A 20889-nucleotide genomic window follows, 5' to 3' on the forward strand; every position below is an offset into this window, starting at 1 on the left:
ATCTCCCTATCTATTCTCAAGCTCAAATTCCTTCATATAATCTACTAATTTTTGTACACCTTCAATCGGCATTGCATTGTAAATACTAGCGCGCATACCTCCAACTGATCGGTGGCCTTTCAACGTAACAAGTCCATGACCTTTTGCTCTTTGTAAAAACTGTTCATTAAGCTCTTCTGACGGTGTTGTAAATGGAATATTCATAAGTGATCGATACGTAGGATCAACAGGTGAAGTGAATAATTGGGATTCATCTAAAAAACTATAAAGAAGTGACGCTTTCTTTCTATTTTGTTCTTCAATCGCAGATACCCCGCCTTGTTCTTTCAACCACTCTAGTACAAGTTTCGTTACGTAAATACTAAAGGATGGCGGCGTATTATATAAGGAGTTATTTTTACTGTAAGTTTCATAGTTTAACATCGTAGGACAAGAGCTATTTGCACGGCCAATCAAGTCTCTTTTTATAATTGCAATCGTTAAACCAGCTGGCCCTAAATTCTTTTGCGCACCTGCATATATAAGGCCAAATTTCGTAACATCATATTGCTCTGATAAAATATTTGAGGACATATCCGCAACGAGCGGAATCATTTCTACATGCGGTAACTCCACATACTTTGTCCCTTCAATTGTATTATTCGTTGTAATATGTACATAATCTAGTTCTAAATCATTATTTAAAACATCTATTGTAGGAATGGCTGAAAACTTCTCTTTTTCAGAAGAAGCAATTATTTGCACTTCCCCTACTCTCTCCGCCTCTTGCAGTGCCTTTTTAGACCATGAGCCTGTCAGTACGTACCCAGCTCTTTTATACGTACTCATTAAATTTAACGGTATCATAGAGAACTGTAATGACGCACCACCTTGTAAAAATAAAACTTCATAATCATCAGGTATGTTCATTAATTCACGAAGCAAACTACTCGCTTCATCAATAATACTTTGAAAATAAGAAGATCGATGACTCATTTCCATAATAGACATGCCTGTCCCATTATAATTTACAAGCTCCTTTTGCACCTTCTCTAAAACTGGCAAAGGGAGTATAGATGGTCCTGCTGAAAAATTATACACTCTCTCCATCACCCGGATAACCTCCCTAATTATAATTTTTATTAATTTTAAACTTTCTGAATTATAACCCATATACAATATACGGTCAATTTGTTTTCCATTATTACGGCGTAAGACGCAATGGAATCGCTTGCAGTTACATTGCATTTTTTATAAACATACAAAAAAGTGTTAAGTACATAATCGTACTTAACACTCTAGTAATAAAAGTATAATAGCTACTCGTTCATAAAGAACCGATCAAAAATTTGATAAATAGCTGAAAGACCAAAGAGCCAATAAATGGTATCCACAAGCGCCGGCATAGAACCAAACCATTTCTCAACTACGTTATAATCTAACGCTACAAATAACCAATTCAAACCGCCAAGAATCACCAATATAACTGTAAGGTAAGACAAAAATTTCATTATGATTGCCCCCTAGGTGATAAGATGGTGAAAGGCCTTTCACTAAAATATATGTAACCGATTTTAAAACTTACCTATTTTTTGAAAATTATTTTTTATACCAGCCATTAATAACTGTCTCTGCTTCTTTACTATGTATTTGATATGAATGATCGCTATCATTAGAGCCAATAAACCAAATTGAAAATCCTTTAAAATATGGCTTCGGTTCTAATACATCTCGGTAAGCACGCCATCCGTTAAGTTGTACATCTTTTGAAAATACATTCGTAACATCTGGATTCCATGGGTTTTGTAGTCCTAGTTCACGTGCCGGAACGTTAAATCCACCAAAATAAACTGGCTTTCCTGTTGTTTTATGTAATTGCTCAAGTTGCTGAACGACGTTTTGGCCACGATTATATACTGTCGTCGCAAATAAACTTTGTTTCACTTCTTCGTATGATGGATTTCTTTTTCCTGAAACTTCAAACCAACTATCAATACTTACAATGTCCACCTTTTTTAAATACGGACGATTGATTTTTCCGATAAACTTCACTTCATAAGATGGATCCCAACTTGCAGTTAACCACCAGTTCATCTGATACAAAATATTTCCTTTATACTGCTGGCGAACAAAATCGATTGTATCATTCCAGTACCCTTCTGCGTATTCCATATTGACGAAATTAGAAGCAATCTTTAACCCGTAAATATTGTATTTACTTGTAATTGAATTAAAAATATCTTGTAAAACAACCGTTTTCCAATTCCAGAAGAAATCGTTAATATTACTCGGGTTCCACTCCGTTTCTCCAATATTTCCTTGCTGAATATATGGGAACGGTTCCACTATAACTTGTATATTACGCTTTAATAATTCTTGAATTAAAATAATAGCTTGTTTCTTTTGCGCCTGATTGATTACCATATTAGCAGAATTCACATTCGGAATATCAACTTGAATAGGTACATTCACAGTATTTAAATTTAAGCGCTCCACATCTTCTAACACTTTCGCTACATTTCCAACTTCCCACACCGTTACGTTTCCTGACTTAATTTTTCCGGATTGAACAGTATTTACATCTGCCTGTACATTTCCTTGAAAACTAAAAGAAAACAGCATAATTAACACTCCTAAAACACTTATTAAACTCTTACTTTTCTTCATAAGCTTCCCCCTATAATTTTTGGCTTTCTTGATTATTTTATACAAATTTTCACATATATTCCAGAAGAAAAACAATTCAAAAAAAGAGCGGTTCTCCCGCTCCTTTACAAACCATTCCAACTCAAAATATCCACACATTATTTAGGGACTAAATTTAACACTTTTCCTTCAATCCCATCTGTATTAAGTGTAGTTGTATGATACTCTCCATTCACCCAGTCATCTATTTGATCATGATACCAATCACTTCTAAAATGTCCTGATTGTCCCGGCCCCACTATATGATAACCATTTGACATATCTTTCGTATCAATGACGAATCTCCAAGAAGCCCCATGATAGACAATACCGTTCTCTCCGTAACTCGCTGCTTGAACCGTAACTTGACTTCCTCCAATCGGAACTGGTTTCTCACGATTAAATGCGAGTAATGCTAATATGCTAGATGATCTCGAAACTGGATGTGTAAAAGCCAGTTGATGGTAATCGCCCCACTTCCACTCCGCTACATTCGATCCATACTCCTTCTGTAATTTTTTCATTACATTTGCGTACGATGTATGCACAACTTCTGTGAAGCCTCCGTACTTCGTAAACCAAGCGCTATTTTTACCGTTTACTTGCTTACGAATTAATTCATCGACAACTTGTTGTTTCCCTTCAAATAACTCCATCACATCTTTCGGTATTTCTTTTGAAAATAACGTATTAGAAATCTCTTTCATTAACAAATGAAAAATTAATGGGGCTGCTTCATCTTTACTATCGTAAAAATTCCACTTCGCTAACTCTTTCACCCCTTCTTTCTCTACTTCAGTTAAAGCTGTTTTATTTAACTCCTTTAAAAATATTGGGGCAAACTCTTTCCCGTATAAATTTTTTTGATCCATCTGTAATTCTTCTAAATCTTTCACCGTATACTTATCCTTCTCTTGCAAAAACTCTTGAATACGCATTTGCCGATATGGCTGCGCCCACGTATTACTAATATGGTACGGGTAATCATCATCAACAATTTTATTGTTCGCAGTCGAAATAAACCCTTGTTTTGGATTGATTACTTTCGGAAGCTGATCAAACGGGATATACCCCTCCCATTCATATTCATCTGTCCATCCAGGTACAGGTAGACTACCATCACCTTTTTTACGAATTGGTATATTTCCATTCGCTTTATACGCAATTGTTCCATCGTTTGATGCAAACAAAAAGTTTTGAGTCGGTGTGTGAAAATCTTGAAGGGCAGCTTCAAACTCATTCCAGTTTTTTGCTTTATTCATATTTAAAACTGCCTTTAATTCAGCTGAAGGTTCTAAAGCAGTCCATTTCAGAGCGAATACTGTTTTCGTCTTCTCCTTACCCTTATCCGCAAATTCCGAAATAACTGGACCATGCCTCGTAATTGTAACGTTATAAGGAATTGTTTTTCCGTCCTTCACTTTAATAGATTCATCAACAACAGTAGCCTTTTCCCACTTATCGTTATACAAAAATTCATTTTCATTATTAGGATTTCGCTTTTCAATATATAAATCTTGTACATCTGGTCCTGTATTCGTAACGCCCCATGCAATTTCCTTATTATGCCCTAGCATAACACCAGGAACACCTGCGAAAATAACTCCACTCACATTTACATCTTTCATTTCTAACTCTGTTTGATACCAAATGGACGGTGTTGCGAGAGAAAGATGCGGATCATCCGCTAAAATAGGCTTACCGGAAGCGCTCTTCTCACCACTCACGACCCAGTTATTACTCCCATTAAACTCTGGCGGAATAACCGTCTTTGAAAAACTTTGCGCTACATTCACATTTGTATTTTTTAGTTCAGCTAGTAATCTAGGTGCATCTTTCGGATATGTAGGAAATAGCTCATTTGCTTGCTCTTTCGGAAGATCTTTCAGCGCCCAATATCGAAACGCCTGCCCGTGCCAATGCCCTCCTAAATCAAAGGCCATATACTTTCCAATCGTTAAAGAATCAACGATTGACCATTCAGCAGGTTCATAACCTAATAGAGTAAACTCAACTGGCAATTTCTTTTCCTCTTTTGCCTCACGTATAAAGGCATTCACCCCATCGGCAAATGACTGTAAAGCGTATTTTGCTTCCCCATCATATTGACTTACAGAAGCTTCTGCCGCTCGCCGTAAACCAAGTGTTCGAAACAACTTATCTCTATCAACAGCCGCTTCACCAACAACTTCACTTAACGTCCCGGAAGCTTGTCTTCTACTTAAATCCATTTGAAACAAACGATCTTGCGCTTGTACATATCCTTGCGAAAAATATAAATCATGTGCATTTTCCGCTTTAATATGTGGTACACCTTTACTATCTCGCTTCACCGCAACAGCATGTTGTAAATCATCGAGGCTTATCGTTCCATCTATCTTTGGCATAGATCTCAGCGTATATACGTTCACAAAAATCGCAGCGCAAATAAACAAAAAAAGAACGATACTACTAGACCAAATAAAAATCCTTTTTCCCCTATTTCGTTTCTTCTTTATGGCGATTTCCATAAAACCCCCTCCTTTCTCAAACTATTCGCTTCTATTACGGAAGAACCTTTAAGAAAAAGAAAGAAACCTTACTTGCTCCTGCTATGGATCATACAAACTGAATAATCCTTTCTTACGCACTACATCCTTTACTTCACTGAACTTTACACATCCTTCCCTATACCAATCCCTCAAGATCCCCTTTACATAAGCAAGTGTTCCCTTATTATTTTCAAACGCAATTTTTAGTGCCTCTAGTACTGTATCTACTGAAATCCTTTGCATCCATTCCTTTAATTCCTTCACGATATATGGAGATAGGCTACTTATATTTTGTTCGTAAAACTTGTAAACTTCACTATGTGAAGTGGCCTCCTCTATTCTTTCTACCTCTTCCACATCTTCCTTCTCTTGAATAACTGCTTGTGAACTACTATTAACCTCTTCTTTTGGCATACCAAAATGCTGCAGTAATAATGGAATCTTGCATTCTTCTTCAAGACATTTACGTAAAAACATATGTATGAACTCTTTACTTTTCACCGCTTTCAGCTCACGTAATACACATTTCTCTACGTTCGTATTTAAAATAGGATTATAGCGTAGCCAATTTATAATGAATAACTCTTTCGTTTCCGCATTATATAAAATCTTCCCGTATTCAACAAACCGGTTCAATAGCTTCTCAACAGTCTCCATACTGTAACCAGTTTCTAACTCTGCTAAACGCTTCGGTAATATGTAAATACCACATTGCTTCGTTTTCGTACCAGTTAACAAATATATGTAAAAATAACGCTCTTCTGGCGTTAAATCTAAGATGAATTCATCTTGCCAAAACTTCACCTGCATATTACGGTACACCGCCATATGTTCCCCTCCTCCCTTTATTAGCAAATAGGAAAATTTCAATCCTTCAATATAAATATAGGGATGAGCAAACGGTTTTGGCATTCGAATTTCAAATTTTTTTACTACTACGACGACGGTTTATTTTTTTTCGCGCTTTTTTGTTCTTGTAGTTGTTTTTGTTTTGTTTTTTCTTAGTGATTTATTACTTGGTAGGTGCTTATGAAGGGCTTGGAAGGGGCTTATATAGTGTTTTTTAATAAAAAGTTAAATTTTCATCTCCTGTATGGTTTCTAATTACGTATGCCTCCTATACTCTTCTTACAATGTACAAAAATATATTTACTGGATTTATTAATCTTCTTAAAACCTCGCTATTTTGAACTCTCTCACTTAACACTCTAACGAAATGATGATAGATGGAAATAGATGTATTTATAGACGCTGATGAAACTCTTTATCGTGTACAAGGGACTTCGGAAAACTATTTCATATACAAAAGTCGATTTCTTACTTCAATAAGAAATCGACTTTCAAATAAAGAGAAACTTGAATCAGCGAGGTTTTTGTTCCTCCCCACTGATTATTAGCCCGTACCAATCCGGCGTTTACGGGTAGTCTGACTCCCACCTAACTTCTTTGCGCCAACCCCATTTTGAGATGTGAGTCTTATTGCCCCAAAATAGCGGGATACATCATATATGCTTTCTATTACCGACATGCATATATTACAAATTACCTTTAACTTGTCCGACAATCTCATTTATCGTATTTCGATCAAACTTGTCACTAATTTCGTATGGCTTACGATCTCCTACGAATTGCACGCCTACTATATCATTACGATCCTTACCGTATTGCACTTCAATAATAGATCCACGCTCTAGTTGTTTCCAAATATGGCTTGCTTCTTCTTTATTATTCAAAGTAATACAGTCCTCGATATTTTCATCAATTCCAATTAACATGTTATCGTCAATATACCCAATCTCGTATTGTTGACGTTCTTTCGCTTTTCCGCTTACTAATATACCCGCGCTACCATATGAGTAATCCATATAGTCCTTTTTATCCGTTTGTACCGCTTTCGGCTCTTGTGCTTCAGTTTTTTCAGCATTCGCACAACCAGTAATAAGACCGATTGGCACAACCACAGTTAATACTACTCTAGTAAATTTTTTTATCATTTATAACCAACCTCACATACTTAATGTAAAACTCCATTTATTACCTTATTAAAGAATAACATGATACTACAGAGAAAGTGCCAAAGATAACACATTTTTTTACATTCCGGCACTTCAAAAATCTATGTGGAAAGCTATACATTTGTATTGTCCCCCCGTTTATTTTCATGTTGTATCCTCACAATTATAAATAGCTAGACTTTCAAAAGCACTAACTGAATTGTCGAGGAATTATAGAAAGTAGACATCCTACTCACATACAATTAGTATTAAAATTGAGAAGTATGGAAGACTTGATAAAAAATATAAATTAGATAATTACAATTAAAAGGGTCTTTATATTAAGGAAGGAAGTGCACAGCTATGGATTTTAAAACAGTTATGCAAGAACTTGAATCCCTCGGTAAAGAGCGAACGAAAAAAATATACATATCTAATGGTGCGCACGAACCGGTTTTTGGCGTAGCTACAGGGGCTATGAAACCGATCGCTAAGAAAATAAAATTAAATCAAGAGTTAGCTGAAGAACTTTATTCCACAGGCAACTACGATGCTATGTACTTTGCAGGTATTATTGCAGATCCAAAAGCTATGAATGAGTCGGATTTTAATCGTTGGATAGATGAGGCTTATTTTTATAGGCTTTCTGATTATGTAGTAGCAGTAACTTTATCAGAATCAGATATTGCACAAGACGTTTCCGATAAATGGATTGCAAGTGGGGACGAGCTGAGAATGTCAGCAGGCTGGAGCTGTTACTGCTGGCTTTTAGGGAATCGCAAAGACAATGAATTTTCCGAAAGCAAAATTTCCGCTATGCTTGAAATTGTGAAAAATACAATTCATGATTCGCCAGAACGAACAAAATCCGCTATGAATAATTTTCTAAACACTGTGGCAATTTCATATGTGCCACTACACGAAAAGGCAGTCGAGACAGCAAAAGAAGTTGGTATAGTAGAAATAAAACGTGACAATAAAAAAAGCAGTTTGCTAAATGCTCACGAAAGTATTCAGAAAGAACTTGATAGAGGAAGACTTGGTTTCAAACGTAAATATGTAAGATGTTAAAAGTATAAAGGTGTCAATCTAGGAAAGATTGACACCTTTTTGTGGAAATTACTGAACTGGCGGTACTGAAAGTTAAAGATAACCAATCATTCATTTCCCTCAGTACATCTTATACTTCTTCTTTCAATTTATATACCCTATCTCTTTTCTCATCATTTTTGATAAAAGTAAGCTTTCCTTCTGTAACAAAGCCTTCTAATATTAAGCATACTTGTCCATATGCTTTCGGCTTATTCGTTGTAAATCTTTCATCTGATATTTTACCAGATCGTATTAATTCTTCGCATAGCTCTAATGCACTTATTTCTTCAGAATTAAATAATCCCAATATATCTTTTTGCAGTGGCGATAAAGGTACTGGTATCTCAGCTACCTCCACCTTTTCTTTTTCTTCTTCAAATAAATCTTCAAATGAAATTTGATTCATTACATCTTTTCCTTCCTAACAATGGATTTGTATAACATGAACTGAATTCTATATGTACTGGAACTTTTTAATTTAGTTATTGTCATGAATTCCTTATCTCATTACATGAATTCCATAAACTATGCACATCGTTTCAAGTAGTATGTTTCGATTATACCAAATATACGTTCTACTATCTATTGTAGAATTCTTTATAGCAGAAATGAAAGTAGTAGTGAACATTATCTTATTTATTAGTTGCATAAAACATGTAACCAAATAAAAAAACACTGCCAATCGCAGTGTTTCAAATCTTTCTCTATTACTCAATTCGTCCGTAGTTTTTGAACATATTCATTTAAATTGTTGCTTGAGAGAAAGACCAATTCTTTCTTATCTCGTCAACAACTATTTCAGGATAATCCCAATGAAGCATATGGGTAGAATCTGGGATTCGTTTTACTGTCCCCTTTGTTTTTTCTTCAAAAATTTTAGCTGTTTTACTTCTATATTCATTCCAGCTATTAGGCTCAGTCGCTCTTAATAGAATGATAGAAGAAGGTAACTTTTCATAGATGCCTATCGTCTCATGCTTGTGCATAGCTTTAATAATATTAACTGCGGTAGTGCCACTTGCATGCCAATGAACTTTTCCTTCCTTTTCAACAGCAAGATCTTTTACTGCTGCTTCAATCATTCGTGACCACCGTGTATACGCTGCTTTTTCGGTTTTGAAGAAATCATCCCAACTATCAAATATGTATTCATCAAAGTCTTTTTCATAATGAGCTACTTCTTCTTCCAATGTTTGAACTTTTAACCTCTTCGTTTGATACCCGCCATCAATAAGCATTGTACCTTTGACCCTGTGCGGATATTTCATTACATAAAACAAGGATACAAAACTCCCCCAAGAATGCGATAAAGAGTAAAATTGGTCAATCTCAAGAATATCTACTATTTCATTCAACCAATCTATTATATTTAGCATCTCATATTCTTCAGTTAACTCTAATGGTTCTGTTTTCCCATGACCTGGTGCATCTATTGCAACAAATCTATACTCATCTTTTAGTTTGTCAGCTACTTCTTTGAACTACCCCCACTTAACACTCTAACGAGCTGTTTGAAGTGGGGGATTCCTACGAACACCAAGGTATCCCTCAGTTTTATGAGTAGGCGATCCCCGTAGTCCCTACGGTTAGGAGCCTTACGGCCTCTTTTCTCAGATTTTCCGCTGCGTTCACATCTCTATCATGATACATACCACAAGAATGACACTTCCATTCACGCAGGTTCAGGCTTTTCACGTCTTTGTTTTTGTAGTCGCAATGCGAACAAGTTTGGGAACTAGCGAATGTTTTCGACACCACAATCACTTGTTTCCCATACCAGCGTGCCTTATACAACAACATCGCTTTGAATTGTGACCATGATACTTCTTGAATCGCTTTCGCTAGTTTGTGATTCTGTAACATATTCGAGACTTGCAAATCTTCTATCCCAATCACATCGTGGTTTTTGATGATCCTAGTAGAGAGTTTTTGCAAATAGTCCGTTCTTGCCTGTTTAATTCGTTCATGAATACGAGCGACTTTCATTCGCTGTTTCTGCCAGTTCGTTCCACCTTTTGTACGTCTAGATAGAATACGCTGGGCATGAGCAAGTTTCTTTTCTAATACCCGAAACCATTTTGGATTACCGAATACCTCACCTGTTGAAAGAATAGCAAAGTTTTTCACACCAACATCTATACCAACAGTGGAATCGGTCTTCGGTAATTCTTGTACTTCTGCTTCAGCAAGAATCGAGACAAAATATTTTCCACTTGGATTCCTTCTGACAGTAGCACTCAAAATTCGTCCTTCTACCTCACGACTTTTGACAAATTTGACAAGACCAAGTTTCGGTAACTTCAATTTATTATCTATAATCGCAATGTTTCCGTTTGTATGTTTCGTTGTATAGGATTGGACTTTATTGTTTTTCGATTTAAACCGAGGAGCTGTGTTTTGTTTTTTGAAGAATCTTGCATACGAGTCAGCAAGGTTGTGAAGAGAAGATTGAAGAGCGATACTGTCCACTTCTTTTAGCCATACAAATTCTTTTTTGAGAGTAGGTAATTGCGAAGAACAAGTGCCATAGGATAACCCTTTTCCTGTTTCTTTATATCTATCATTCCACTTTTCCAAAAAATAGTTAAATACAAAACGTGAACAACCAATTGTTTTCGTAATAGCTATTTTTTGTTCTAAACTAGGATAGATCCGAAACTGATACGCTTTATGGGTAAGCACCGCTTTTCACCTCACTTCCTTTTTTTATTTGTTTACAATCTTTTTCATGATATGTATGAGAACGATATCATGATGTAGCAAAAAAATACTGATCACGTATCATTTCTTCTTTTTTGTCGAAAGTCCTCTGTCCCTTTCAAAAAAATATACAAATGAAAGAACTTTTACAATGAAACAATTTCGTAGATGTAAAAATGCCTCGGAGCTGCAACATTTTCTTTCTATAGGAACGAACTGATTACGATACCAGTACCTTATACTGATTCTTCACCAAGAAGAACCTTTAGGCTTTTGCCTAACCGCCATTCAGCTCCCACCTACTCATTGGACCATGTCCTACCCATTCCTTGAGGTGGGAGTTTTCTGTCGGGAAATGATAAATTTAAGTTCTTGATACATACATCGCTTCACACGAGGTTGCTATTTACTAGTACACGATAACCGGTTCATACGTGCTTAAATTATCATACACAGTTTTTGCAATACTAGGAGGAAGATTAACACATCCTCCTAATCCGCCTTTTCCGGTAGCAGTGCATAATTTATTTCCTTTGAGGAAGGGAATAATGTCCACTGGCTTTTTAATAAAATCAAATTGTATTTTTACTTGTCAGACTTAATTTTTTGGCAATACTCTTCTAAAGTTAACCCATTTTCTTTTAGATAAATAGCAACTTCTTTTCCTACATAACGATAGTGCCATGGCTCATACTTAATGCCAGTAATATTCTCTTTATCTTTTGGATAGCGGAGAGTAAACCCATACTCTGCAGCATTCTTATCTAACCATTTGAATGCATCGGTAGTATCAAATTTTGCATTTAAATCTTCCACAGTATTCTGCCATTCAACTGAAATAATGTCTAATGCTAATCCAGTGTGATGTTCACTTGCCCCAGGATACTGAAGATATTCCAATGCCTTAGCACTAGCCTCTTCATCCGACAACCCCTGAGATTTATAGCTTTTAACTGACGCATCATAATAAGTTTGTTGTAATTTTATAGCTCGATAACCTGACCTTAAATAAAGATTGATCCCCTCTTTTTTTGCAGCTGTTACCATATCCTGATAGCTAGTTGCAATTCTGCTATCTATTTTCATATTTGGCTTAGCATTTTGGGTGATACTTGTTAATTCAATCCCTAGTTCCTTTGATAACATTTGTTCTCTATTTACAAGAATAATTCTCCAATCATTAAGATCAGAGATAGGTAAAACCTCTTTTTTATTTGCATTTATCTCATTTTTATTGTTATTTTTAGTATTTTCCTGAGATATTTGTTTTCCACTACAAGCAGCAAAACTCCATCCCAATGCTAATACCAATGCTAACATTATAAATTTTTTAATTGTATCTCATTCCCTTTTTGTTTATTAGTCTTTATACCAATTTCCCAACACATCTCTAGGAATATCCTTGAAATCCTTCAAAGAAACGGGGCCGACAAATTCTTTAATCCCATGATTTTTAGAATTTTCATCCGAATAATCTTTTAAAAATTGAATTTTAAAATGTTTCTTACCATCAGCATAGTCGGTTACTGTCGGTACGACTGCCGCTTGTCGTATACCAAAAGTTTTATCTTCATACTTGACGAATTGTATATAAGATAGTCCTCCAACCAATGTTTCTAATTTTTCTTGAGCAGAAATAAGATTTCCAAGAGAATAATAGATTAGCGTTTGATGTCCATCTTTATTTTGTTTCCACTCAATTGGTTGAATTACATGTGGATGATTTCCAATTACTACATCTACACCTAAATCTGTTAAATATTGAGCAACTTCTTTTTGTTGCTTTGAAGGTGTAGATGTATATTCAACTCCCCAATGCACCATAACAATCACCATATCAGAGCTATTCTTTGCCTTTTCCACATCATTTTGTATCGCTTTTTTATCAATTAAATTTAATGCCCAAGACTTATCAGCTGGAATTTTAATTCCATTCGTACCATATGTATAATTAAGTAGCGCAAAACGAATACCATTTTTTGTAATCGTTTTTATTTCATTACGTTCGTTTTGACTCTCATTAATGCCTACCGGGATAACATCCGGATATTTCTTCCAGTATTCTCTTGTATTCATAACACCTTTGATACCCATATCCATAGCATGATTTGTCGCTTGAGTCACTATATTGAATCCAGTGTCCACTAAAGATTGCCCTACTTCTTCAGGTGTATTGAAAGTTGGATATCCCTGTACTTTTAAATTATTTCCTGCAATTGGAGTCTCTTGATTCACTATAGCAAGATCACTTGATTGAACAGCACCTTTTATATTTTCATAAATATAGTGATAATCATATGAACCGTCTTTTTGTTTGCCATCTGTAATTACTGCGTCATGATATAAATTATCACCCGTTGCTATTAAATTCACAACCGATTTTACTTTTTTATCTTCAATAAAATTAGGAGACTGTTGAATAGGACTTTTATCTACCCAATTTGGCGCTTTTAATGATTTATCTGTATTTGATTGAGACGGTGCTAATGAAGCTTTAGATGTCTTAACATCTGTATTACCACAAGCGGTTAAAAGCACTAAAAAAATAAGACATAATAAAAAAAATTTTTCACTTCTCTGTAAATTATCTAACATGTGATCCTCTTTTCTGTTTTATTACTTATAACCAGTTCTAACAAATAACTTTTTAAAACAGCGTATTTTGGTTTTACACTTAATTATGGAAGGACAATCTGTTACATCTGCTTCGGAATATGCGGATAATCGTTTTCCACTTTCTAACAATCTATCGATTCCATCAGAATTGATAGATTGCTAGAAAAACATTATCCACCAGGATGTCGACTAGATTCTAATCAGCATCCTCCAGATATTGAATTTGATATACCTGTTCCAATTGTAGTAGCTGGTTAATCTATACAAGAGAGGAGAATAGTTCATATAGCCTCCTCTCTTGCTTTACGTTTGTGAGTGGCTCCAAAAAGAGGGAATCGTTGCCGTACCCCCTTTAGATATTGCGAAATCTTTGTAACTAATTTCTTTATGTTGAGCGACAATCATTATACTGATAACAACAAGTAAGACCCAAGAACTTATTTTACCAATATCCGAGAAAAGTAGCAATATTTTCTGCGATTCATATAAAGAAGCCAATTAGGAAAAATGAAAAAGGAAGTGGCGTTACGATATTGAAGTTTTCTTTCAAACGACAAAATCGATGCAATAGAGATTAAGAAACAAACGGTGGACTTTACAACTGCAAAGTTTAAATAGCAAATTATTATAGTCATGGCTCTATAATTCATATCCCAACTCCAAAATTCTATAAATTTAGCATTCTCCGGATTACTTTTAGATTTTTGTTTAGTAAGCCCCTCTCCGTACCACCTTTATTAACGAAGCTAGAACAATTAATGTCTTTTCGTTCTTCCCAGAAAATATATTTTCCTTCACTGATCAATTGTAAAAAAACAAGCCATCCAACTCATAAAGGATGAATTGGATGACTTGTTCTGTATCAAAAAGAAAATCTGTTATTTGATTACTTCAATTTCCCCTCAAAAACAATTTTTCTACCGCACGGTTCAACTTCTGTTTTCCCGTCTTTCTTCACTTCATGAAAGATTGGCTCTTCCATACGACGAGAAGGTGCATATCCTTCTTGTTCCATACGTGCTAAGCAATCTGTAATTGTTTCGTTTTCTAGTACTTCAAATTTTTTCTTATTAGGTTGTTTTGTCATGCCCTAACCTACTTTCTATTTTTCTTGATGCGAATTGATTTTTCATGTGAATAATATATAACAGTGCGAGAATTCCCATTATAATCATAACCGCAATAAAAAAGCTTGTATACTGTATTTTTTCTATAAATACGCCTCCTAATACAGGCCCCATAATACTTCCTATACTAAAGGCGATTCCGCATAATATATTACCTGCTGGTAGTAAGTGTCTCGGTAATAAATCGGTCATAAATCCAAGACCTAATGAGAAACATGATCCAATGACCATACCTGCTATAAGCATACATGCAAAGACAATCCAATAATATTGATCAAATACTGCTGCGAGTAAGAAAATGCCGGTGCTTATGCTAAATGTCCACGTTAAAATACGGTCTCTTCCGTATTTATCACTTAACATGCCGAGCGGAATTTGTGTAATAATGCCCCCAACTGCGAATGCTGGTAATAAGAAGGAAACATCTGATATAGACCACCCTTTACGAAGTGCGTATACTGGTAAGTTACTATTTAGCATCGCTTCAAGCACACCGTATGCGAGCGGACCGATTAATGCAATCCAAGCTAATCCAACGACTTGTTTATAACGAGAAAATGATGATTCACTTTCAGCTTTCGTTTCATCTTGTGCTGGAAATGCATTTTTCGTTGGTAGTAGTAAAAGCCATCCTATTAAGCAAAGTATAGTAGATACAATAAATGGTGTTGCTAGACCGTACTGAACAGTGCTTGCTAAATACGGGCCAACTGCAAAACCAATTCCGAAGAATACACCGTATATCGATACTTGCCTACCTATTTTACTCGGATCTGACGTTGTCGTAATCCAAGTTTGTGTTCCGACATGAAGCATATGGTCTCCAACGCCAACTAGGAATCTAAGAATAAACCATACCCAAAATGAAAATGTTTGTGTAAAAAAGAATAATGAAATAATAACGAGAAAACCACCAATTACAATAATTGGTTTCATTCCAAACCTTTGCATCGGTTTTTCAAGAAACGGTGAAATAAATAATATCCCAATGTATAATGCCGTCGCATGAATACCATTAACGCTCGATCCGACTCCTTCTTGTTCGAATATCATGGCAATCGCAGGTAGTAACATTCCTTGTGATAAACCGGAAATTGCTACAATCCCAACCATAATCCAAAATGTAAATCGTATTGACATCCCTAACCTCTCCCTTTTCCAATTCACCATACTCATTATAAACGTTTTATTATATAATAAGAAAGAAGTTAGATATGTTTTATCTAACTTCTTTGCCATACCTATTTTTTAATTTTCCAACCAATTCTCCACATGTTGTATAAATACATCTAAACAATCAATAAACGGTGAATGTCCACAATCTTCTAATATCGTCAATTTCGCGGTTGGCAAATGTTTTGCCAATTCCTCGCCAACTACTTGCGGGACAACATAATCGCGGTCACCTTGTATAACGAGGGTTGGAGCTTGAATACGATGAATATGCCCATTTCCTTGTACAACACCATTATGTTCATCTGAAATATTAAATGTAACTAACGAATAATTTACATCAACGAAATTGCGCTGCGTTAACATATCATCTAAATACTTTTCATAACGCTCTGATTCAGGTTGATTATGTGTATATATTAATAGATTCCATACTGTACGGTAATATACTTTATTCATATTTTTTATCGCATCTACAACTGGTACGATTTGCACTGGATCTTGCGCGATTTCTTCTTTCGTTTTTAATAAACTCGATACAATTGGTTGCCCATTAATATCTTTTTTAAAGATTGGATATCCTTTCATTCCTACCGATTCTACTAAAATTAGTTTTTCTACAAAAGTTGGGTGACTCGCTGTAAACTCCATCGCCACACCGCCACCCATTGACCATCCCATTAATGAAAATTTCTCTAGCTTTAATTGATCTGTAAATAGCTTCACATCTTCTGCAAAGTCTTGTAATGAATCTATCGACTTATTATACGTTGATTGTCCAAATCCTCTTAAATCAATTGCGTAAATATGATATTGATCTTGCAGTTGCTCAATAACTAAATCCCAATGTTGTGACGATGTCATATTCCCATGAATGAGTACAAGTATTTCTTTATTTTGCCTTCCAACCTCTTGATATGCAATCGTTTCTCCATTCGATAATGAAACAAACTCCATCGTTGCAGGCTTAATCATCACAAGTCCCCCCATTCTTTTAATAGAAAGAAAATTATTTACTTATTTCAAGGATACCATGTAGAATGTATGTTCTCAATATAAAATCTATACGAAATTTTTACATAAAACAACATGTCTATTACTAGACAATTATTATAAAAAAGTATATAGTTAGCTAGGTAACTAATTTGAAAGGATCAAACTACATGGACGAAAAACAACATTTTTTTCACATCGTCAGTCAAACTTCTCGTAAGTTTACGAAGAAATTTAATGAACGTGTATCTCCAACTGGATTATTTAGCGCACAATGGGCTGTTATTTTCCGCATTAATCAAACTGGATCTTGTACCCAAACAGAATTATGCCAGTATTTAAATGTTGAATCCCCAACGATGACTCGCACGTTAACACGTATGGAAACGATGGGCTGGATTATTCGTACAGAAGGAAAAGATCGCCGTGAGAAACTCATTTCCTTATCGGAAACAGCAATAGAAATGATTCCAGTATGGCAAGAAGAAGTTGATGCCTTTGAAGAAAAAACTCTAGAAGGTATTAAAGAAGAAGACTTACATCAAGCATTTCAATTGTTACAACAAATTATCAAAAACTTAGATCATTAATATGGAGGGATGACGATGCAAAGTGAGAGACTTTGGACGAAGGATTTCCTCGGAACTTGTTTTAGTAGTCTGTTTCTCTTTTTAACGTTTTACATGCTTATGACTACTCTGCCTGTCTATGTTATAGACGGCCTAAAAGGAAAACCTGAGGAAATTGGTTTAGTTGCAACTGTTTTTCTTATTTCTTCTGTTTTATGTAGACCATTCACAGGAAAATGGCTCGATGATTTAGGAAGAAAAAAAATATTATTCATTTCACTTTCATTATTTTTAGCCGCTACTGTTATGTATTTCGGAGCGCAAAGTTTATTTTTATTACTTGCCCTTCGCTTCTTACATGGTATTGGCTTCGGAATGGCAACGACAGCAACTGGAACCATTGTAACTGATGTTGCACCCGCTCATAGACGCGGTGAAGCACTTGCTTATTACGGCGTATTCATGAGTCTGCCGATGGTAATTGGTCCTTTTTTAGGTTTAACAATTATTTCTCATTTTTCATTTACTGCACTATTTATTGTTTGTTCGGTATTTTCATTACTCGCATTTTTATTAGGATTAGTAGTAAATATTCCACATGAAAAACCAGTAAGTAAACACAAACGCGAAAAAATGAAATGGAAAGACTTAATTGAACCATCCTCTATTCCGATTGCTCTGACAGGATTTGTTTTAGCCTTTTCTTATAGTGGTATTTTATCCTTTATTCCTATTTATGCGAAAGAGCTCGGTTTAGGAGAAGTTGCTAGTTACTTCTTTATTTTATACGCACTTGTTGTTGTAATTTCTCGTCCATTCACAGGAAAAATCTTTGATCGTTTCGGTGAAAATGTACTTATTTATCCAGCTATTATTATTTTCACAATTGGAATGTTCATTTTAAGCCAAGCGCAAACTTCATTTTGGTTCCTTGGCGCAGGTATGTTAATCGGTTTAGGTTACGGAACATTAATTCCAAGTTTCCAAACGATTGCAATTTCTGCCGCTCCAAACCATCGACGTGGTTCTGCGACAGCTACTTACTTCTCGTTCTTTGATAGTGGTATCGGCTTTGGTTCTTTCATTTTAGGTATAGTCGCCGCCAAATCAAGTTATCATAATATGTATTTTATCGCAGCTATTATCGTTGCGTTCACTTTACTTCTTTATTATGGATTACACGGACGAAAACAAAAATTCAAAAAGCAACGTACAGACGGACAAATATCCGCGTAACGTTAATAAGGAAAGTAAACTTCCCCGTTTACTTTCCTTATTTTGTATTTCTTTCAAGACGAGCGTATACTTATAATAGAAACAAAAGGAGGTACATACATGAATATAAAGAAATCTCCCCTGCTATTATTGCTATTAGTATTACTATTCGTAGTTACAGGGCTTGGGTTTACTTTCTTCAAACATAATAAAACGACTCCAACTAAAGATAATGTCACGAAAGAAAACTGGTTAAATGACCCTTACTTACGTTGGTCGTATACACATATGAAAGAATTCACTTTAATTAATGAAGTAAAAAACAATCCTGACCAAATTGCTCACTTCCCTACTGCGTTACAGAACTTAGACAATTTTGCAGTTGAACGCGGATTTGGAAATACGATCCCTCTAAAGAAGCTTTTAGACGAAAACAAAACAGATGCTTTTGTCGTTGTACATAATGGACAACTTGTTTATGAACGATATTTCAATGGATATAACGGGAGCGAACCTCATGGAATGGCATCGTTAGCAAAGATGTTTACTGGTGCAATCATACAATCTCTCGCTGAAGAAAATCGTATTGATGTAGAGAAAACGGCTGATACGTACATAAAAGAATTAAAAAATACACCGTTCGGCAAAGCAACACTTCAGCAATTAATGGATATGCAAGTTTCTGTAGAATACCCTACTCACGGATATGTACAGCCTGGACTAGAAAATCAAGATGCACAACTATATTTAGCTAGTAATATTTTACCCCGAGGTCAAAGCTACAGCGGTCCTATGAAAATTTATGATATGTTACTAGAAGCAGAAGAAACTGCACCGCCTGGTTCAGCTTTTTCTTACAATAACGGATCAACAGAAACACTCGCTTGGATTATTCGAACAATCACTGGTAAATCGTTAGCTGAAAATGTAAGCGAACGAATTTGGTCTCAAATAGGTATGGAAGAAAACGCTTATTACGTTACAGATGAAACAAAAGTAGAACAAGCAAGCGCTGGTTTAAATGCAACTGCTAGAGATATGGCCAAGTTCGGTCAACTACTATTAAATAACGGTCAATATAACGGCAAACAAATCATCCCTTCTTCTATAACAGAAAGTTTGAAAAATGTACAAGAAGGTGAACTCGCAATTGACCGTGGTGCTTCTATTTCTTATCATAATCAGTGGTGGATTCCCCACAATGAACAAGGTGCTTTCGAAGTGTTAGGCAGTTACGGACAAACACTTTACATCGACCCGAAAGCAAATATGGTGATCGTCCACTTCTCTTCTAACGCTACGCCAAGTAATGAAATACATTCGATTTATTCAAATATGTATGTTGATATCGCAAATCATTTAGAGAAGCTTTCACAATAGTGGAAGCTTTCTTCTTATTGGAGTGTTTTATTTACACCAATCCTATTCCAGTTATCATTTCGCTATTAGGAGATGCTGAAAGAATTACTATTCGAAACACGCCAATCCCCCATTAATATTGATAATATTTTATAAATTTGAAAACACTAGTACTTAGGAAAGGAGGGATTGCGAATGTCTGTGAAAAAGAAATTAACTGTATTGATCATTTCACTTGCGATGATTGTAGTTATGACTACTTTAGGATCACTCCGTTTATTTGCCGAATCCGACGTTGTAACACAGCCTATTGAGGTCGAATTGAATGATGATTACTTTAATCCGAATGTCATCACTGTTCCGGTTGGAAAGACGACAACTTTACTATTGAAAAACAAAGGAAATAGAGATCACACCTTTACGGTGAAAAAGCTCGGAATCGACGCCGAAGTCCCGTCAGGAGAAGAAAAAAACATTACCATAAAACCTGAAACTCCCGGTACATATGAACTAATCTGTCGGTTCCACTACCTGAAAGGAATGGATGGAAAAGTAATAGTCAAATAACAAGCAGTACCAATTGATCCTCTCTTTTTAATAAGGTGAAACTTAGATTAGCGGAAAAAGTCAAAGAAAAGTAATAAATAATTCATCGTCCATACTTATAAAACCAACAACTGATACAAAAGAAATTCAACAGGATCAAAAGAAAAATGTTTAATTAAAAAAGTCAGGGGAAGACACTCATATAGGAGTGTCTTTTCTTTATTTTCAAAAGGACCTGCTCAATTAACGCGTAAAAACATAAAGTAAAGTGAATCCATTAAAAAACATGAGTGAACCCTAGTTTTCCCCT

The 20889-nt window shown here is 35.4% G+C and carries 18 protein-coding genes and 1 pseudogene; 5 read left to right on the plus strand and 14 right to left on the minus strand.

What is annotated here, in order from left to right; translation table 11 throughout:
- Nucleotides 1–6 precede the first annotated feature (6 nt).
- From serC to ACTFQM_RS11745, 6 genes are all read right to left on the minus strand, one after another.
- On the minus strand, nucleotides 7–1089 hold the full coding sequence (serC, locus tag ACTFQM_RS11720) for a 3-phosphoserine/phosphohydroxythreonine transaminase (protein ID WP_440034442.1): 1083 nt from the start codon (nucleotides 1087–1089) through the stop codon (nucleotides 7–9).
- A 209-nt stretch (nucleotides 1090–1298) separates the two neighbouring features.
- On the minus strand, nucleotides 1299–1490 hold the full coding sequence (locus ACTFQM_RS11725; RefSeq protein ID WP_002172636.1) for a DUF378 domain-containing protein: 192 nt from the start codon (nucleotides 1488–1490) through the stop codon (nucleotides 1299–1301).
- 88 nt (nucleotides 1491–1578) lie between these two features.
- The gene (locus ACTFQM_RS11730; RefSeq protein ID WP_440034443.1) at nucleotides 1579–2646 is read right to left on the minus strand and encodes a glycoside hydrolase family 113; all 1068 of its coding nucleotides are present in this window, start codon (nucleotides 2644–2646) and stop codon (nucleotides 1579–1581) included.
- Nucleotides 2647–2783: 137 nt separating this feature from the next.
- On the minus strand, nucleotides 2784–5174 hold the full coding sequence (locus ACTFQM_RS11735; RefSeq protein WP_440034444.1) for a penicillin acylase family protein: 2391 nt from the start codon (nucleotides 5172–5174) through the stop codon (nucleotides 2784–2786).
- 81 nt (nucleotides 5175–5255) lie between these two features.
- Nucleotides 5256–6107 (minus strand): DnaD domain-containing protein, encoded by an 852-nt coding sequence (locus tag ACTFQM_RS11740; protein ID WP_440034445.1) that lies wholly within the window; start codon nucleotides 6105–6107, stop codon nucleotides 5256–5258.
- Between the two features lie 623 nt (nucleotides 6108–6730).
- Complete coding sequence (locus ACTFQM_RS11745) at nucleotides 6731–7189, minus strand: hypothetical protein (RefSeq protein ID WP_048373083.1); 459 nt, start codon at nucleotides 7187–7189, stop codon at nucleotides 6731–6733.
- Nucleotides 7190–7552: 363 nt separating this feature from the next.
- On the opposite strand from ACTFQM_RS11745, the gene ACTFQM_RS11750 reads away from it, so the two are divergent.
- Nucleotides 7553–8260, plus strand: coding sequence for a DNA alkylation repair protein (locus ACTFQM_RS11750; RefSeq protein WP_440034446.1), 708 nt, complete (start codon nucleotides 7553–7555; stop codon nucleotides 8258–8260).
- 109 nt (nucleotides 8261–8369) lie between these two features.
- Here the strand turns inward: ACTFQM_RS11750 and ACTFQM_RS11755 are convergent, their stop codons facing one another.
- The 8 genes and pseudogenes from ACTFQM_RS11755 to phaZ form a co-directional block, all read right to left on the minus strand.
- The gene (locus ACTFQM_RS11755; RefSeq protein ID WP_071719014.1) at nucleotides 8370–8687 is read right to left on the minus strand and encodes a DUF3895 domain-containing protein; all 318 of its coding nucleotides are present in this window, start codon (nucleotides 8685–8687) and stop codon (nucleotides 8370–8372) included.
- Nucleotides 8688–9024: 337 nt separating this feature from the next.
- Nucleotides 9025–9762, minus strand: a pseudogene (locus ACTFQM_RS11760) (alpha/beta hydrolase family protein); the annotation flags it as partial.
- A gap of 73 nt (nucleotides 9763–9835) precedes the next feature.
- Nucleotides 9836–10963: an IS200/IS605 family element RNA-guided endonuclease TnpB gene (gene tnpB, locus ACTFQM_RS11765; protein WP_440034447.1), complete on the minus strand. Its 1128-nt coding sequence runs from the start codon at nucleotides 10961–10963 to the stop codon at nucleotides 9836–9838.
- Nucleotides 10964–11566: 603 nt separating this feature from the next.
- Nucleotides 11567–12292, minus strand: coding sequence for a M15 family metallopeptidase (locus ACTFQM_RS11770; RefSeq protein WP_328046021.1), 726 nt, complete (start codon nucleotides 12290–12292; stop codon nucleotides 11567–11569).
- Between the two features lie 48 nt (nucleotides 12293–12340).
- Entirely contained in the window at nucleotides 12341–13576 is a 1236-nt protein-coding gene (locus tag ACTFQM_RS11775; protein WP_440034448.1) for a CapA family protein, read from the minus strand.
- 907 nt (nucleotides 13577–14483) lie between these two features.
- Nucleotides 14484–14684: an NETI motif-containing protein gene (locus ACTFQM_RS11780; RefSeq protein ID WP_000166302.1), complete on the minus strand. Its 201-nt coding sequence runs from the start codon at nucleotides 14682–14684 to the stop codon at nucleotides 14484–14486.
- Complete coding sequence (locus ACTFQM_RS11785; protein ID WP_440034449.1) at nucleotides 14668–15864, minus strand: MFS transporter; 1197 nt, start codon at nucleotides 15862–15864, stop codon at nucleotides 14668–14670. Before ACTFQM_RS11785 ends, ACTFQM_RS11780 begins: the two co-directional genes overlap by 17 nt.
- 108 nt (nucleotides 15865–15972) lie before the next feature.
- Nucleotides 15973–16872, minus strand: coding sequence for an intracellular short-chain-length polyhydroxyalkanoate depolymerase (phaZ, locus tag ACTFQM_RS11790; RefSeq protein ID WP_440034450.1), 900 nt, complete (start codon nucleotides 16870–16872; stop codon nucleotides 15973–15975).
- Between the two features lie 188 nt (nucleotides 16873–17060).
- Between phaZ and ACTFQM_RS11795 the strand changes: the two genes are divergently transcribed.
- The 4 genes from ACTFQM_RS11795 (at nucleotide 17061) to ACTFQM_RS11810 (ending at nucleotide 20600) form a co-directional block, all read left to right on the plus strand.
- On the plus strand, nucleotides 17061–17480 hold the full coding sequence (locus ACTFQM_RS11795) for a MarR family winged helix-turn-helix transcriptional regulator (protein WP_002172648.1): 420 nt from the start codon (nucleotides 17061–17063) through the stop codon (nucleotides 17478–17480).
- Between the two features lie 15 nt (nucleotides 17481–17495).
- Nucleotides 17496–18695, plus strand: a complete 1200-nt coding sequence (locus ACTFQM_RS11800) for an MFS transporter (RefSeq protein WP_048373097.1) — start codon at nucleotides 17496–17498, stop codon at nucleotides 18693–18695.
- A gap of 99 nt (nucleotides 18696–18794) precedes the next feature.
- Entirely contained in the window at nucleotides 18795–20054 is a 1260-nt protein-coding gene (locus ACTFQM_RS11805) for a serine hydrolase domain-containing protein (RefSeq protein ID WP_440034451.1), read from the plus strand.
- 174 nt (nucleotides 20055–20228) lie between these two features.
- On the plus strand, nucleotides 20229–20600 hold the full coding sequence (locus tag ACTFQM_RS11810) for a cupredoxin domain-containing protein (protein WP_440034452.1): 372 nt from the start codon (nucleotides 20229–20231) through the stop codon (nucleotides 20598–20600).
- Nucleotides 20601–20889 lie beyond the last annotated feature (289 nt).

It is taken from the genome of Bacillus cereus group sp. MYBK30-2, from assembly GCF_051915945.1.
In the GTDB taxonomy this organism is placed as follows: Bacteria; Bacillota; Bacilli; order Bacillales; family Bacillaceae_G; genus Bacillus_A; species Bacillus_A paramycoides.